The following is a 13,312-nucleotide window of genomic DNA, read 5'->3' as shown; positions in this document are numbered from 1 at the left end:
CGTCACCGCCGCTTCGCCCGCGCGCACACGGCCGGATGCGGCGGCCATCCGCTGACCGGGGCGGTTCGTCGTCGCCAGTGAACATGCCCTATGGACGGGCTTCCACCCGCAGGGGACCGCTTTCCAGCTTCCGCTCCTCGGCGATCAACAGTGCCTCTTCGATCAGCGTCTCGACGATCTTCGACTCGGGGACGGTCTTGATGACCTTCCCCTTGACGAAGATCTGCCCCTTGCCGTTGCCGGACGCCACTCCGAGGTCCGCTTCCCGCGCCTCGCCGGGGCCGTTGACGACACAGCCCATCACCGCGACCCGCAGTGGCACTTCCAGCCCTTCCAAGCCTGCGGTCACCTCCTCGGTGAGCTTGTAGACGTCCACCTGCGCCCGCCCGCACGAGGGGCACGAGACGATGTCCAGCGTGCGTGGTCGCAGATTGAGCGACTGGAGGATCTGGTCGCCGACCTTGACTTCCTCGGCCGGCGGTGCCGACAGCGACACCCGGATGGTGTCGCCGATGCCCTGGCGCAGCAGCGCGCCGAACGCGACGGCCGACTTGATGGTGCCCTGGAACGCGGGGCCGGCCTCGGTGACGCCCAGGTGCAGCGGGTGGTCGCAGCTCTCGGCCAGGAGCTCGTGGGCGCGGATCATGATCACCGGATCGTTGTGCTTGACCGAGATCTTCAGGTCGTGGAAGCCGTGTTCGGCGAAGAGCGAGGCCTCCCACAGGATGTGGACCGAGGCCGCATGTACGGCCGGGGTGATCACCCCCCGGGCGGTCATCAGCTTGCGGAGCAGCCGTTGTCCACGACCGCGTCGAGGCTGTGGGGAGCGGCCACCGGCTCCGTCGCGTTGTACGCGGCTGCCGGACGTCATGGCGGCCGAGGCGCGCAAGGACGAGGGCTGCCGCTTCCGGGGGCGGGCCGGGTGCCGGTGCCGGTGCGGCAACCGGGACCGTACGGATCGAGGCGTTCCGCAGCGCGGAGCTGTATCTGCTACCGCCCGGGCTGGAACGGCCGCGCGCCCGCCACCTCCGGCTGGAACCCGAGGTCCGCATCGTGCGCGAGGCCGCGGCGGGCCGCGCCGACCTGGCCATCGCCAGGATGGGTACGAGCAGCCCGAAACCGCCGGGGCTGTTCGGCGGTCCGCTGCTGGAGGATCCCTACCCGCTGGTGCACCGGGCGGGACACCTGGCGCCGCGCTCACTGCCGTGATCGACGGGAGTGAGAACTGCCCCTCCTCCACCCGGGAGTGGTGGCAGCGGCGTCGGGATGGCGATCCTGCCGGAGCTGTCGTTGACAGCGGCGCCGCCGACCCTCCGGACCACCGACCTCGGCGCGGAACGTTCCATCCGGCGGATCGGCTGCGTCACCATCCGGGAGCAGGCGGGGGCCGCTGCCGTACGCGCCCTCATCCGCGAGCTGCGCGGGTCGGCGGGAGCGCCCGCGGTGGTCTGAGCGCCTGCTGCGCGGGTGCTCGCGGCGGTGGTCAGTCCGCGAGCAGCTCGGCCGGCGGGGTGCGCTGCTCGTCCACGGGCTCGGTGCGCTCCAGCTCACCCCACACGATGTAGCGGTGCCGGGAGGTGAACACCGGGGTGCAGGTGGTCAGGGTGATGTACTGGCCGGCTTCGGTGGCACCGGACTCGGTGGGGATGTCCTCCAGGACGGCGGTGTTGTACCGCGAGGTCTCCGGGAGGATCGCGTAGGCCCGGTAGATGTACCAGGTGTTGCGGGTCTCGAAGACGATCGCGTCGCCTTCCTCGATCTTGTGGATGTTGTGGAACTTGGCGCCGTGGCCGTCCCGGTGCGCCGCCACCGAGAAGTTGCCCTCCTCGTCCCAGGGCATGGCGGATTCCACCGGCTCGTTGTAGTAGCCGGCCACGCCGCCGTTGAGGGTGTCGAGGTCGGTGCCCTCCAGGACCAGGATCTCGTCCTTGGTCATGGTGGGGACGTGCAGGAAGCCGATGCCGTCGGAGGGGTCGTACGCCACCGGGTCCTCGGGGTCGGCCTCCTCGCTCTCCCAGTGGTCGCGCACGGCGTCACTGGCGCGGGACGCCTCCTGGTTGGCGACCACGTTGGTCCACCACAGCGAGTAGGCGACGAACAGGCCCAGCACGATGCCACCGGTGATGAGCAGTTCGCCGAAGACGGAGATGGCGAGCGCGACGCGGCGCCGCGCTGCGCCGGGCTGCTCGCCGGGCGGTGCGGGGTCCGGCTCGGGTGCTATCTCTTCGGCGCCGGTGTCCGGTTCAGTCGACGAGGGCATCGGGTTTTCCTTCGCTGCGGGGACGCTCCTCGGTCAACTGCCCCCAGACGATCATCCGGTAGGTGGAGGTGAACTCCGGTGTGCAGGTGGTGAGGGTGATGTAGCGGCCGGGTTCGGTGAAGCCGCCCTGGTCGGGCACGGCGTCGAGGACGCTGATGTTGGAGGGGGAGGTGGAGTCGAGCCGGGAGGCCATCTCGTACACGTAGTACGTGGTCTCCGTCTCGATGACGATCGGGTCCCCCGGGTTGAGCTTGTTGATGAAGCGGAACGGCTCGCCGTGGGTGTTGCGGTGCCCGGCGAGGCCGAAGTTGCCCTCCTCGTCCCAGGGCATGGCGGTGGGCAGCTGGTCCTCGGCCGTGTAGTGGCCGACCATGCCCTTGTCGAGAACGGCCTTGGGGTCGACGCCCTCGGCGATGGGGGCGCGGACATCGAGGGTGGGGAGGTAGATGATGGCGAAGCCCTCGCCGGGGGAGAAGACACCGGCCTCGCGGTCGTCCTCCTCTTCCTCGCGCTCGCCGCTCTCGGCGCGGTCCCACTGTTCCTGGAGGGAGTCGGCCTGGCCGTTGGCGTGCGCCCTGGCCTCGACGTTGGTCCACCACAGCTGGTAGACGACGAACAGCATGAGCAGCACGCCGGTGGTGATGAACAGTTCGCCGATCACATTGCTGATGGCGGTGCCGGTCTGCTTGGCGGCCTTGGCCGCTTTGCGGCGGGCGGCGCGGCCGCCGGTCTCCGGCGGGGCCTCGGGCCGTGCCGCGGGCCGCGGCTCGGGCACCGGGGCGGCGCCGTGCCGGCCGGCGGCCCTGGCCGCCTTGCGGCGGGCGGCGCGGCCCTCGCCCGGCGGGGGCACGGGTGCGGGGGCGGCCGGGCCCCCGTCCGGCGGGACGGGCGGCAGCACGGTGGTGGCCGCCTCGTCCCCGCCGAGGCCGGCCGGGGGCCGCAGCCCCACGGTCTGCGGGTCGGCGGTGCCGCTGTCGTAGGGGGCCGGCTCGTACGGGGCGTCCTGGTACGGGGTTTCGTCGTACGGCTGCGGTGACCAGGACGGGTACGGCTCCTGGTAGGACTGCTGCTGCGGGGGGTGCTGGGGCTGCGGTGCTTCCTGGTGCGGCTGCTGGGGCTGCTGTGGTTGCTGGTGCGGCGGGTAGTAGGCGTCCTCCCCGGGGTACCAGGGGCCTCCCTCTCCCCCACGCCCGTCGGTCACGCCGCGGGCTCCTGCCGTCCGGCCCGCCCGACGACCGGGGCCAGCCCGTGCGAGCGCTCGACCGCGCCCGGATCGCCGCAGGTGGCCAGCCAGTTGGCGAGCATCCGGTGGCCGCCCTCGGTGAGCACCGACTCCGGGTGGAACTGCACACCCTCCACGGGCAGGGTGCGGTGCCTGAGCCCCATGACGACGCCCCCGGTGTGGCCGGTGACCTCGAACTCCCGCGGCACGGTGCCCTCGGCGACCGCCAGCGAGTGGTAGCGGGTCACGGTCAGCGGGGAGGGCAGCCCCGCGAAGACACCGGTGCCGCCGTGCTCGACCTCGGAGGTCTTGCCGTGCAGCAGCTCGGGCGCGCGCCCCACCACCCCGCCGTACGCGACCGCCATGGCCTGCAGCCCCAGGCACACCCCGAACACCGGGACGCCGGTGTCCGCGCAGTGCCGCACCATGTCGATGCACACGCCCGCCTGTTCGGGGGCGCCGGGCCCGGGGGAGAGCAGCACCCCGTCGTAGCGGTCGGCGGTGACGTCGGCCGGGCGTACGGCGTCGTTGCGCAGCACCTCGCACTCGGCGCCGAGCTGGTAGAGGTACTGGACGAGGTTGTAGACGAAGCTGTCGTAGTTGTCGACGACCAGAATGCGCGCGCTCATCAGCCGGCTGCCCCTTGTCCCTGCTCGCCGTTGATCGGCACGTCGTTGAACGGGAGGAGGGGTTCGGCCCAGGGAAAGACATAGCTGAACAGCAGATAGACGACCCCGAGGGCCAGCACCAGGGAGATCAGCGCGCGCACCAGCGTGTTGCCCGGCAGGTGCCGCCAGATCCAGCCGTACATGGCGTCGCTTCTCCTTCGTGTCCCGCTCCGCGCGGCGGCGCCGCGTGCCCCAAGCCTACGACGGGTGGCGGGTGCCCTTCAGAGGATCGGGATCATTCGGCCGGGCCGGCGTACTGCAGGGCGGTGGATCCGGTGTAGGCGGGCAGGGTCACGTCCGTGCTCTCCTCCACCTTCCAGCCCAGGCCGTAGGCGTCCACGTAGGCACGGTAGTTCTGGATGGTGGGGTCCTCGTCCAGGGCGGAGCGCAGCGCTTCGCGGTCGCCGACGGCGGTGACGGTGTAGGGCGGGGAGTAGAGCTGGCCCTGGAGGATGAGGGTGTTGCCGACGCAGCGCACGGCGCTGGTGGAGATGAGCCGCTGGTCCATGACCTGGATGCCCTCGGCGCCGCCGGCCCACAGGGCGTTGATGACGGCCTGGAGGTCCTGCTGGTGGATGACGAGGTCGTTGGGCAGCGGGTCGGGGAGCCCGGGGAGCAGCGGTACGGCGTCGGCGGGTGCGTCGGTGAGGGTGACGGTGAGGGCGTCGCCGGTGAGTTCGCTGAGCCCGGCGGCGTCCTCGACGCGGGCGAGGCGTTCGCTGCCGGCGGGGTCGGCCGGGTTCTCGCGCTTGGTGAGGGCGTCGACCTCGGCGCGCAGCTCGGCGGCGTCGGATTCGAGGCGGGCGTTGTCGCGGCCGCGCTCCCTGATGAGGTCGGACATCTGGAGCAGGGAGTCGTCGGTGCGGATGTTGCTGCCGCCGGAGACGCTGAAGCTGACCCAGAAGAGCAGTCCGGCGAGTGCGAAGACGGTGATGGTCCCCAGTCGGGCGGGACGTATCCGGTTCACTCGCACCCCACTCCCACCCCTGGTCTCCTGTATTGGCCGTGGAAGCACTACGCTAGCTGACGATCCCACCGCTGTGCGCGCCCCAGCCGCCGCACGATCGACAGGAGAGTCCCTCGTGCCGAAGTCCCGGATCCGGAAGAAGAAGGACGATTCCTTCAAGGCCCCGGAGAAGAAGGAGACCACCAGGCTGGACATGGGCGGCCGCCGGTGGGTGGCGCCGCTGATGCTGGCGATGTTCGTCATCGGCCTGGCATGGATCGTGTTGTTCTACGTGACCCAGGGCGATCTGCCGGTGGGTGCGCTGGGCAACTGGAACATCGTCGTGGGCTTCGGCTTCATCGCCGTGGGGTTCGTCGTCTCGACGCAGTGGAAGTGACCGGGGCCACACCCTGAGTTATCCACACCGATCATCGGATGGGCTGTGGATAACTTGGGGCGAAGCTCCGGCTCCCGACTGCCGGGCGCTCTGCGCACACCTCGTCTGACCTGCGGAAACGTAGATGTGACGGGGGCGGTCACAGGTTGTGCACAGGTCTGATGCGACCTGTGGATAAGTAGGATCAGCCCACGAGCTGCTGTGTGCGGATCACGCAGGCCACCACGATCACGGCCAGCACCACCGCACAGGTCGCGACCTGCACCGCCGTCCGCCGGGTGCGCGGCGCGTGCACCATGCCGTAGGCGATCGCCGCCCCGGCCACCAGGCCGCCGATGTGCGCCTGCCAGGCGATGCCCGACCAGGTGAACGTGATCAGCAGGTTGATCGCCAGCAGCACACCGATCGGCCGCATGTCGTACCGCATCCGGCGCATGAGCACGGCCGTCGCGCCGAACAGCCCGAAGATGGCCCCCGAGGCGCCGAGCGAGAGCTGATTCGGCGCCGCGAGCACGTACGACAGGGCCGAGCCGGCCAGCGCCGAGATCAGATACAGCGCGACGTACCGGAGCCGGCCGAGCGCCGCCTCCAGCTGCGGGCCCAGGAACCACAGCCCCAGCATGTTGAATCCGATGTGCCAGATCTCCTGGTGCAGGAAGGCCGAGGTCAGCATCCGGTACCACTGGCCGTCGGCGACACCGATGAAGTCCCAGCCGCCGCGCGAGGGGTCCCAGGCGTGCCCGAGCATGCCCAGATCGGTGACCACCCGGTCCCCGGCCGACAGCACCGCGATGAACACGGCGACGTTCAGCGCCAGGATGATCTTGGTGATCAGCCGGGTGTCCGCCACCAGCGAACCGCCGGCCAGCGTGCGCGGCGCACTGGCGCGCGAGGCCGCCGAGGCGCCCTGCACGCAGGACGGGCACTGATAGCCGACCGAGGCCGAGATCATGCACTCCGGGCAGATGGGACGCTCGCAGCGGGTGCAGCGGATACCGGTCTCGCGGTCCCTGTGGCGGTAGCAGACGGCCAGACCCGCGGGTGGCGGCTGCTGTCCCTGCTGCTCCGTCATGACATCCCCTCGGCTCCCGGCACCATGGATAGGCCCCCCTGATCCTACGGACAGGGGGGCCTCAATGGTTCCCGAGGTACGGGTCCGGGTGCGAGTCCCGGATCAGCGGCTCTCGATGACCACGGACTCGATCACCACGTCGTTGACGGGGCGGTCGGTCCGCGGGTTGGTCTGGGTGGTCGCGATCGCGTCCACGACCTTCTTCGACTCGTCGTTGGTGACCTCGCCGAAGATGGTGTGCTTCCCGGTCAGCCAGGTGGTCGGCGAGACCGTGATGAAGAACTGCGAGCCGTTGGTGCCCGGGCCCGCGTTGGCCATCGCCAGCAGGTAGGGCTTGGTGAAGGCCAGGTCCGGGTGGATCTCGTCCTTGAACTTGTAGCCCGGACCGCCGGTGCCGTTGCCCAGGGGGTCGCCGCCCTGGAGCATGAAGCCCTCGATCACCCGGTGGAAGACCGTGCCGTCGTACAGCTTGTCGGTGCTCTTGACGCCGGTGGAGGGGTTGACCCACTCCCGGGTGCCCTGGGCCAGCTCGGTGAAGTTCTTCACCGTCTGCGGCGCGTGGTTCGGGAAGAGCTCCAGCTCGATGTCGCCGCGGTTCGTCTTCAGAGTGGCGTACAGCTTCTCAGCCACGATGTACCTTCCGTTTACGTCAGTGACGGTGAACGATCCTGCCATGCGGTGGCGACACACCCTGCGCCCGGATGCCCGTTTCGCGTGCTGAGACCTCCCCCAAGCGGCATGATTTCCACACAAGTGGAGAGCAGGTCTTGATCGCAGAAAAGCGGTATGGAGGAGGACGTATGACGCACAAGCAAGGGGTGCGGTCGGTACGCGAGCAGGCGGCCTGCTACGCGCGCGGCGCCGGCGCGTATCTGGCCCCACACGCCCAGCGCGCGGCCTGTGCCGCCCGGGACGGCATGCGGCAGGGGTTCAGCCAGGCGCGGCAGAACCTGCCCGAGGGCATGGACGCCGCCGCCGTACGCGCCGCCGAGCGGGCCCGGGTGGCCGCCATCCGCACCCGGGAGGTCGCGGGGCCACGGATCGAGGCGGCCATGGCGGCTGCCGGTCCGGCGAGCCACGAGGCCGCGGAACGGTCCACGGCGGCGCTGGCCGCGCTCCGCGGACAGGTGACGCCCCAGGAGATCCAGCAGGTCCTGCACCGCCGCCGCTGTGCGGCGCGGCGCCGGCGCCGCCTGCGGCGGCTGGGCGTGGCCGGCGTGGTGGTCGGGGTGACGGTGGTGGCCTGGCGGCTGTGGCAGAACCAGTCCAGCCCCGACTGGCTGATGGAGCCCACCCCGCCCACGGATATCGACGCGGCGGACTCCCCCCGGGACCCCGACGTCCTGGGCGAGGACAGCGCACCGCGCCCGTAGAAAGCCCTGCGGTGGACCGCCACCCGGTGGCGGCGGGGCCGGACCCTCCCGGGCCCAGGGGGCGGCGGGCGAGGAGCGCGCCTATCCCTCCGGGGCCGGGACGGGAGACCCGCCGACGCCCACCGGGCAGATCCGGATACGGGTGAGGGCCCGGCAGCGTGTGCTGCCGGGCCCTCACCCGTGTGCTGCTCGACTCCGCGCTCCCGCGGGGATCAGCCGGTCGCGCCGCCGAACGGCCAGCCGCCACCGCCTCCGTTGTCGTTCCCGTTGCCGCCGTCACCGCCGCCCGGGTCGCCGACCGCGCCGGGGTCGTAGGTGTAGACGGTCACCTCGGTGTCCTTGTCCACCGTCTGGCCGGGCGCCGGGTTGGTGACGGTGACCACGGCCGTGTCGTTCTCCGGGCCCTCGACCTTCACCCGCAGGCCCAGACCCTCCAGCGTCTGCCGTGCCGAGCCGATCGGCTGGTTGGCCAGCTCGGGGATCTGCACCTGCTCCGGCGGCTGGTTCGGCGACGGGATCGCCACCGTCAGGGTCACCGTGCCGGTGGGCGACTGCTGGCTGCCCGCGGTCGGCGACTGGCTGATCACGGTGTTCTCGTCACGCGAGTCATCGGTCTGGTTGACCCGGGTGACGGTGAAGCCCGCACCTTCCAGGGTGGACTTCGCGCTGTCGAAGGGCTGGCCCACCACATCCGGCACCGCGATGGTGTCCGGCTCGGTCGCCACCGTGAGCGTGATGGTCTCGTCCGGCTTCGCCTCCGAACCGCCCTCCGGGTCCTGGGAGAGCACGGTGCCGGGCTCGACGTCGGCGTTGACCTCGGTCTCCTGCTCGATGGAGGTGAAGCCCGCCCCCTCGAGCTCGGCGAAGGCGTCGTCGTACGACTTGTCCGTGACGTCCGGGACCTCGATGGCCGCCGGGCCATCGGACATGATCACCGTGACCGTGTCACCGCGCTTGATGTCCGAGCCGGCCGCCGGGTCGGTCTCGCAGATGGTGCCCTCGGCCTCCTCGCACGCCTTGCTGCCGTCTTCCTTGAGCTCGAAGCCGTTGGCCTGCTGCCCGGCCTCCTCCAGGGTGAGCCCGGCGAGGTTCGGCACCTTGATCGAGCTGGCCGGCGGGTCACCCGCGAACAGCGCCTTGCCGATGAAGATCGCGCCGATCAGCACCAGCACACCGGCCAGTACCAAAAGGATCGTGGAGGTGTTGCTCTTGCGCTGGCGCCGGTCGGCCCGCCCGTAGCCGTCGTCGTAGCCGCCGCCGTCGGCGGGCGGCATCATCGCGGTCTGCGGGTCGGTCGCCCGCAGCGCGGTCGTCGGCCGGTCGTCGTACCCGTACGCCGCGGCGCCCACCGGCAGCGCGGCCGAGATCGGGCGGCCGTCGAGGGCGGCCTCGATGTCGGCGCGCATCTCGTCGGCGTTCTGGTACCGGTAGTCCGGGTCCTTCATCAGGGCCTTCAGCACGATGGCGTCGGTGTCCTGAGTGATCTCCGGGTCGAAGACGCTCGGGGGCTGCGGCTCCTCGCGCACATGCTGGTAGGCCACCGCGACCGGGGAGTCCCCGATGAACGGCGGCCGGACCGCGAGCAGCTCGTACAGCAGGCAGCCCGTGGAGTACAGGTCGGAGCGGTTGTCGACCTGCTCGCCCTTGGCCTGCTCCGGGGAGAGGTACTGGGCGGTGCCGATCACCGCCGATGTCTGCGTCATCGTCATGCCGGAGTCGCCCATCGCGCGGGCGATGCCGAAGTCCATGACCTTGACCTGGCCGGACGTGGTGAGCATCACGTTCGCCGGCTTGATGTCGCGGTGCACGATCCCGTTGCGGTGCGAGTACTCCAGCGCCTGGAGCACCCCGATCGTCATCTCCAGCGCGCGCTCGGGCAGCAGCTTGCGCCCCGAGTGCAGCAGCTCACGCAGCGTGGAACCCTCCACGTACTCCATCACGATGTACGGGATGGAGATGCCGTCGACGTAGTCCTCGCCGGTGTCGTACACGGCGACGATCGCGGGGTGGTTCAGTGAGGCCGCGGACTGGGCCTCGCGGCGGAAGCGGGCCTGGAACGTGGGGTCGCGGGCGAGGTCGGTGCGCAGGGTCTTGACGGCGACGGTCCGGCCCAGGCGCGTGTCATGGGCGAGGTGCACCTCGGCCATGCCTCCGCGACCGAGCACGTGGCCCAGTTCGTACCGCCCGCCGAGGCGACGCGGCTCATCCATGATTCCTGCCCTCTCCGTTCGATCCCGGCCGCACCTGTGGTCGGCCCGGCTGGGGTCCCCCGCCCTCGGGCACGAGGGGTCCAAGCTCTGGCTTACGGTACCCGCCGCGAGCCGGGCGCCCGGCTCCCGGCCGCTCGCCGATACGCAACCGGTATCGCGTGCCGCCGGGAAGGGCCCAGTACGGGCCGGTCATGTGTATGACGTGTGACAGGTGGGCGCGGTTGTCACGGTGTGGTCAATTCTGGCCGGCCAGGACGGCTTCCATGACGTCCTTGGCGATGGGGGCGGCGAGCGCGTTGCCGCCGACCTCGTTGCGGTCCTGGGAGCCGTTCTCCACGACGACGGCGACCGCCACGGGCGAGCCGTTGTCCGTCATGGCGTAGGAGATGAACCACGCGTACGGGATGGCCTCGTTGTTCTCGCCGTGCTGCGCGGTACCGGTCTTGCCGCCGACCTTCACCCCGTCGATCTGGGCGTTGGAGGCGGTGCCCTCGTCGACCACGGACTCCATGGCGGACTGGAGCGCCTGGGCGTTCTCGGCGGACAGCGGCCGGGACATCTCCTGCGGCTCCGTCTGCTCGATCACATTCAGGTTCGGGGCGACCAGCTGGTCCACCATGTACGGCTGCATCAGCTTGCCGTCGTTGGCGATGGCGGCGGCGACCATGGCCATCTGGAGCGGGGTGGCGCGGTTGGACGCCTGGCCGATGCCGGCCATGGCGTTCTGCGGCCGGTTGTCCTCGGGGTACTGGCTGGCCTCGGCGCGGACCGGGGTGAAGACCTCTTCGTTGAAGCCGAAGGTCGCCGCGGTGTCCATCATCGTCTCGTTGCCCAGCTCGTCACTGATGCCGAGGAAGACGGTGTTGCAGGACCACATCAGGGCGGTGCGCAGCGAGGCGTCGGGGCAGTAGCCGTCGATCAGGTTCCCGACCTCCTGCCCGTTGGTGTCGGGCAGCGGGAACGGGTCCGGGTAGGCGGTCTTCTCGTCCACGCCGTCGATCAGGCCGTTCTCCAGCGCCGCCGCCGCCGTGACCACCTTGAAGGTGGAGCCGGGCGGGTAGGTCTCGCGCAGCGCCCGGTTGAGCATCGGGTCGTCCGGGTTGTTCTCCTTCTGGAGCGCGCTCCACGCCTCGGTGTCGTCCGAGGAGTTCCCGGTGAAGGTGGAGGGGTCGTAGGAGGGGGTGGAGACCAGGGCGAGGATCTCGCCGGTGCGGGGGTCGATCGCGGCGACCGCGCCCTTCTTGTCGCCCAGGCCCTCGAAGGCGGCCCGCTGGGCGTCCTCGTTGAGGGTGGTGACGACGTTGCCGCCGGTGCGGTCCTTGCCGGTGAGCATGTCGATGGTGCGGTTGAAGAACAGCCGGTCGTCGTCGCCGGTGAGGATCGAGTCGTAGATGCCCTCGAGCAGGGTGGTGTTGAACAGCGAGGCGAAGCCGGTGACCGGCGCCCACATCTCGCCGTCCGTGTAGGTGCGCTTGTAGGCGAAGTCGTTGTCGTCGGTCTCGACGGAGCCGGTGATGGAGTTGCCCTCGACGATGATGTCGCCGCGCGGGTGGGCGTACCGCTCGATCAGCACCCGCCGGTTGTTGGCATCCGTCTGGAGCTCGTCGGCCTGGACGAACTGCACCCAGTTGACGCGGACCAGCAGGGCGAGGATGAGCAGGCCGCAGAAGACAGCGACGCGTCGCATTGGTTTGTTCATACTCGTACTACCTGAGTCTGTTCGACGTCCGTGTTGGGCGCGGGGGCGGGTGCGGGTCGTCGTGCAGTGTCGCTGATCCGAAGTAGGAGCGCGATCAAAGCCCAGTTCGCGATCACGGAGGAGCCGCCCTGGGCGAGGAACGGCATGGTCATACCGGTGAGCGGGATGAGGCCGGTCACACCGCCGGCCACGACGAAGATCTGGATCGCGAAGACGCCGGAGAGGCCGACCGCGAGCAGCTTGCCGAACGGGTCGCGGGCGGCGAGGGCGGTGCGCATGCCGCGCTGGACGAGCAGCCCGTACAGCAGGATGACCGCCATCAGGCCGACCAGGCCGAGCTCCTCGCCGACGGTCGCCAGGATGTAGTCGGACTTGGTGGCGATGCCGCCGATGAGGCGGGAGTACCCCTGGCCGAGCCCGGAGCCGAAGAGCCCGCCGGAGCCGAAGGCGTACATGGACTGGGCGGTCTCGGTGACGCCGCCGTTGGAGCCCAGCGCCAGCGGGTCCAGCCAGTTGTTGACGCGTTCGCCCACGTGGGCGTTGACGGAGGCGACCGCCACCGCGCCGGAGACCGACAGCAGCAGACCGAAGATGATCCAGCTGGTGCGCTCGGTGGCGACGTACAGCATCACCACGAAGATCCCGAAGAACAGCAGGGACATGCCCAGGTCGGTCTCGAAGATGAGGATCATCAGGGAGACGGCCCAGATCGCCAGGATCGGGCCCAGGTCGCGGCCGCGCGGCAGGTAGACGCCGAGTACCCGGCGCGAGGCCAGCGCGAGGGCGTCGCGCTTGACCATCAGGTAGCCGGCGAAGAACACGGCGATGACGATCTTGGCGAACTCACCGGGCTGCAGCGAGCCGACCCCGGGGATGGTGACCCAGATCCGGGCGCCGTTGACCTCGCCGAAGAACAGCGGGGAGATCAGCAGCACCAGCGCGACCACCATGGAGATGTAGGTGTAGCGCTGCAGGATGCGGTGGTCCTTGAGGAAGATCAGCACCCCGAGGAAGAGCGCCACCCCCAGCGCCGACCACATGAGCTGGTTCGGGGCCATCGGTCCGCCCAGCCGGGCGGTGGTGATGGTCGGCTCCAGGTCCAGACGCCAGATCAGCACCAGGCCCATGCCGTTGAGCAGGGTGGCGATCGGCAGCATGAGGGGGTCGGCGTACGGCGCCCAGCGCCGGACCACCAGATGCGCGACGGCGGCCATCAGGCCCAGGCCCAGGCCGTAGCCGAGGGTGCCGGTCGGGACGGTGCCGTCCTTGGCCAGGCCCACGTTGACGTAGGCCAGCACGGGGATGAGCACGGCGAACACGAGCATCGCCAGCTCGGTGTTCCGGCGGCTCGGCAGCCCTCCGGTGGAGACGGTGGTGTTGCTGGTGCTCATCGCTTCAGGTCTCTGGGTCGCGCCAGGCCGTACGGCCCGGGAGGGGGCCGGTACGGGCCGCGCTCACGCGGGAC

The 13,312-nt window shown here is 70.4% G+C and carries 14 protein-coding genes and 1 pseudogene; 4 read left to right on the top strand and 11 right to left on the bottom strand.

The features are described from left to right. Positions 1-88: 88 nt before the first annotated feature. Positions 89-724 (bottom strand): annotated as a pseudogene (locus tag H7827_RS14690) (flavodoxin-dependent (E)-4-hydroxy-3-methylbut-2-enyl-diphosphate synthase); the annotation flags it as partial. Between the two features lie 95 nt (positions 725-819). On the opposite strand from H7827_RS14690, the gene H7827_RS14685 reads away from it, so the two are divergent. Beyond that, entirely contained in the window at positions 820-1,209 is a 390-nt protein-coding gene (locus tag H7827_RS14685; RefSeq protein ID WP_432745645.1) for a LysR substrate-binding domain-containing protein, read from the top strand. 57 nt (positions 1,210-1,266) lie between these two features. Beyond that, positions 1,267-1,452, top strand: a complete 186-nt coding sequence (locus tag H7827_RS14680) for a hypothetical protein (protein WP_432745643.1) — start codon at positions 1,267-1,269, stop codon at positions 1,450-1,452. A 31-nt stretch (positions 1,453-1,483) separates the two neighbouring features. Here the strand turns inward: H7827_RS14680 and H7827_RS14675 are convergent, their stop codons facing one another. From H7827_RS14675 to H7827_RS14655, 5 genes are all read right to left on the bottom strand, one after another. Further along, entirely contained in the window at positions 1,484-2,260 is a 777-nt protein-coding gene (locus H7827_RS14675; protein WP_432745641.1) for a class E sortase, read from the bottom strand. Further along, entirely contained in the window at positions 2,244-3,461 is a 1,218-nt protein-coding gene (locus H7827_RS14670) for a class E sortase (RefSeq protein ID WP_432745639.1), read from the bottom strand. The genes H7827_RS14675 and H7827_RS14670 overlap by 17 nt, the downstream gene beginning before the upstream one ends. Next, positions 3,458-4,111: an aminodeoxychorismate/anthranilate synthase component II gene (locus H7827_RS14665; protein WP_200365968.1), complete on the bottom strand. Its 654-nt coding sequence runs from the start codon at positions 4,109-4,111 to the stop codon at positions 3,458-3,460. The genes H7827_RS14670 and H7827_RS14665 overlap by 4 nt, the downstream gene beginning before the upstream one ends. Next, positions 4,111-4,293 carry a hypothetical protein gene (locus H7827_RS14660; RefSeq protein ID WP_030732646.1) on the bottom strand — a complete coding sequence of 61 codons (183 nt, stop codon included), beginning with the start codon at positions 4,291-4,293 and terminating at the stop codon, positions 4,111-4,113. Before H7827_RS14660 ends, H7827_RS14665 begins: the two co-directional genes overlap by 1 nt. A 92-nt stretch (positions 4,294-4,385) precedes the next feature. Then, positions 4,386-5,123, bottom strand: coding sequence for a DUF881 domain-containing protein (locus tag H7827_RS14655; protein WP_432745637.1), 738 nt, complete (start codon positions 5,121-5,123; stop codon positions 4,386-4,388). Positions 5,124-5,232: 109 nt separating this feature from the next. On the opposite strand from H7827_RS14655, the gene crgA reads away from it, so the two are divergent. Then, a complete protein-coding gene (gene crgA, locus H7827_RS14650; protein WP_030732651.1) occupies positions 5,233-5,493 on the top strand; it encodes a cell division protein CrgA in 261 nt (86 codons plus the stop codon). Positions 5,494-5,677: 184 nt separating this feature from the next. Here crgA and H7827_RS14645 read toward each other — a convergent pair whose 3' ends face one another. After that, positions 5,678-6,565: a rhomboid family intramembrane serine protease gene (locus H7827_RS14645; RefSeq protein WP_386537833.1), complete on the bottom strand. Its 888-nt coding sequence runs from the start codon at positions 6,563-6,565 to the stop codon at positions 5,678-5,680. A 102-nt stretch (positions 6,566-6,667) separates the two neighbouring features. After that, the gene (locus tag H7827_RS14640; RefSeq protein ID WP_386537831.1) at positions 6,668-7,195 is read right to left on the bottom strand and encodes a peptidylprolyl isomerase; all 528 of its coding nucleotides are present in this window, start codon (positions 7,193-7,195) and stop codon (positions 6,668-6,670) included. Between the two features lie 170 nt (positions 7,196-7,365). Between H7827_RS14640 and H7827_RS14635 the strand changes: the two genes are divergently transcribed. Further along, positions 7,366-7,938 (top strand): DUF5324 family protein, encoded by a 573-nt coding sequence (locus tag H7827_RS14635; RefSeq protein ID WP_432745634.1) that lies wholly within the window; start codon positions 7,366-7,368, stop codon positions 7,936-7,938. A 212-nt stretch (positions 7,939-8,150) separates the two neighbouring features. On the opposite strand, the gene pknB is transcribed toward H7827_RS14635, so the two are convergent. The 3 genes from pknB to H7827_RS14620 all read right to left on the bottom strand — a co-directional run bounded on the left by pknB (position 8,151) and on the right by H7827_RS14620 (position 13,238). Then, positions 8,151-10,148, bottom strand: coding sequence for a Stk1 family PASTA domain-containing Ser/Thr kinase (gene pknB / locus H7827_RS14630; protein WP_432745632.1), 1,998 nt, complete (start codon positions 10,146-10,148; stop codon positions 8,151-8,153). Between the two features lie 235 nt (positions 10,149-10,383). Then, complete coding sequence (locus H7827_RS14625; protein ID WP_262833548.1) at positions 10,384-11,847, bottom strand: peptidoglycan D,D-transpeptidase FtsI family protein; 1,464 nt, start codon at positions 11,845-11,847, stop codon at positions 10,384-10,386. After that, positions 11,844-13,238, bottom strand: coding sequence for an FtsW/RodA/SpoVE family cell cycle protein (locus H7827_RS14620; RefSeq protein ID WP_432745630.1), 1,395 nt, complete (start codon positions 13,236-13,238; stop codon positions 11,844-11,846). Before H7827_RS14620 ends, H7827_RS14625 begins: the two co-directional genes overlap by 4 nt. Positions 13,239-13,312: the final 74 nt, after the last annotated feature.

Source organism: Streptomyces sp. JH002 (assembly GCF_050916115.1).
GTDB lineage: Bacteria > Actinomycetota > Actinomycetes > Streptomycetales > Streptomycetaceae > Streptomyces > Streptomyces xiamenensis.
The sequence above is the reverse complement of the archived record's forward strand: the minus strand, read 5'-3'. Positions and strand labels throughout refer to the sequence as shown.

Coding starts and splice junctions, on each gene's coding strand:
- H7827_RS14660 (WP_030732646.1), bottom strand. CDS start 4,293: ATGTACGGCTGGATCTGGCGGCACCTGCCGGGCAACACGCTGGTGCGC.
- H7827_RS14635 (WP_432745634.1), top strand. CDS start 7,366: ATGACGCACAAGCAAGGGGTGCGGTCGGTACGCGAGCAGGCGGCCTGC.
- pknB (WP_432745632.1), bottom strand. CDS start 10,148: ATGGATGAGCCGCGTCGCCTCGGCGGGCGGTACGAACTGGGCCACGTG.
- H7827_RS14665 (WP_200365968.1), bottom strand. CDS start 4,111: ATGAGCGCGCGCATTCTGGTCGTCGACAACTACGACAGCTTCGTCTAC.
- H7827_RS14625 (WP_262833548.1), bottom strand. CDS start 11,847: ATGAACAAACCAATGCGACGCGTCGCTGTCTTCTGCGGCCTGCTCATC.
- H7827_RS14620 (WP_432745630.1), bottom strand. CDS start 13,238: ATGAGCACCAGCAACACCACCGTCTCCACCGGAGGGCTGCCGAGCCGC.
- H7827_RS14680 (WP_432745643.1), top strand. CDS start 1,267: ATGGCGATCCTGCCGGAGCTGTCGTTGACAGCGGCGCCGCCGACCCTC.
- H7827_RS14645 (WP_386537833.1), bottom strand. CDS start 6,565: ATGACGGAGCAGCAGGGACAGCAGCCGCCACCCGCGGGTCTGGCCGTC.
- H7827_RS14675 (WP_432745641.1), bottom strand. CDS start 2,260: ATGCCCTCGTCGACTGAACCGGACACCGGCGCCGAAGAGATAGCACCC.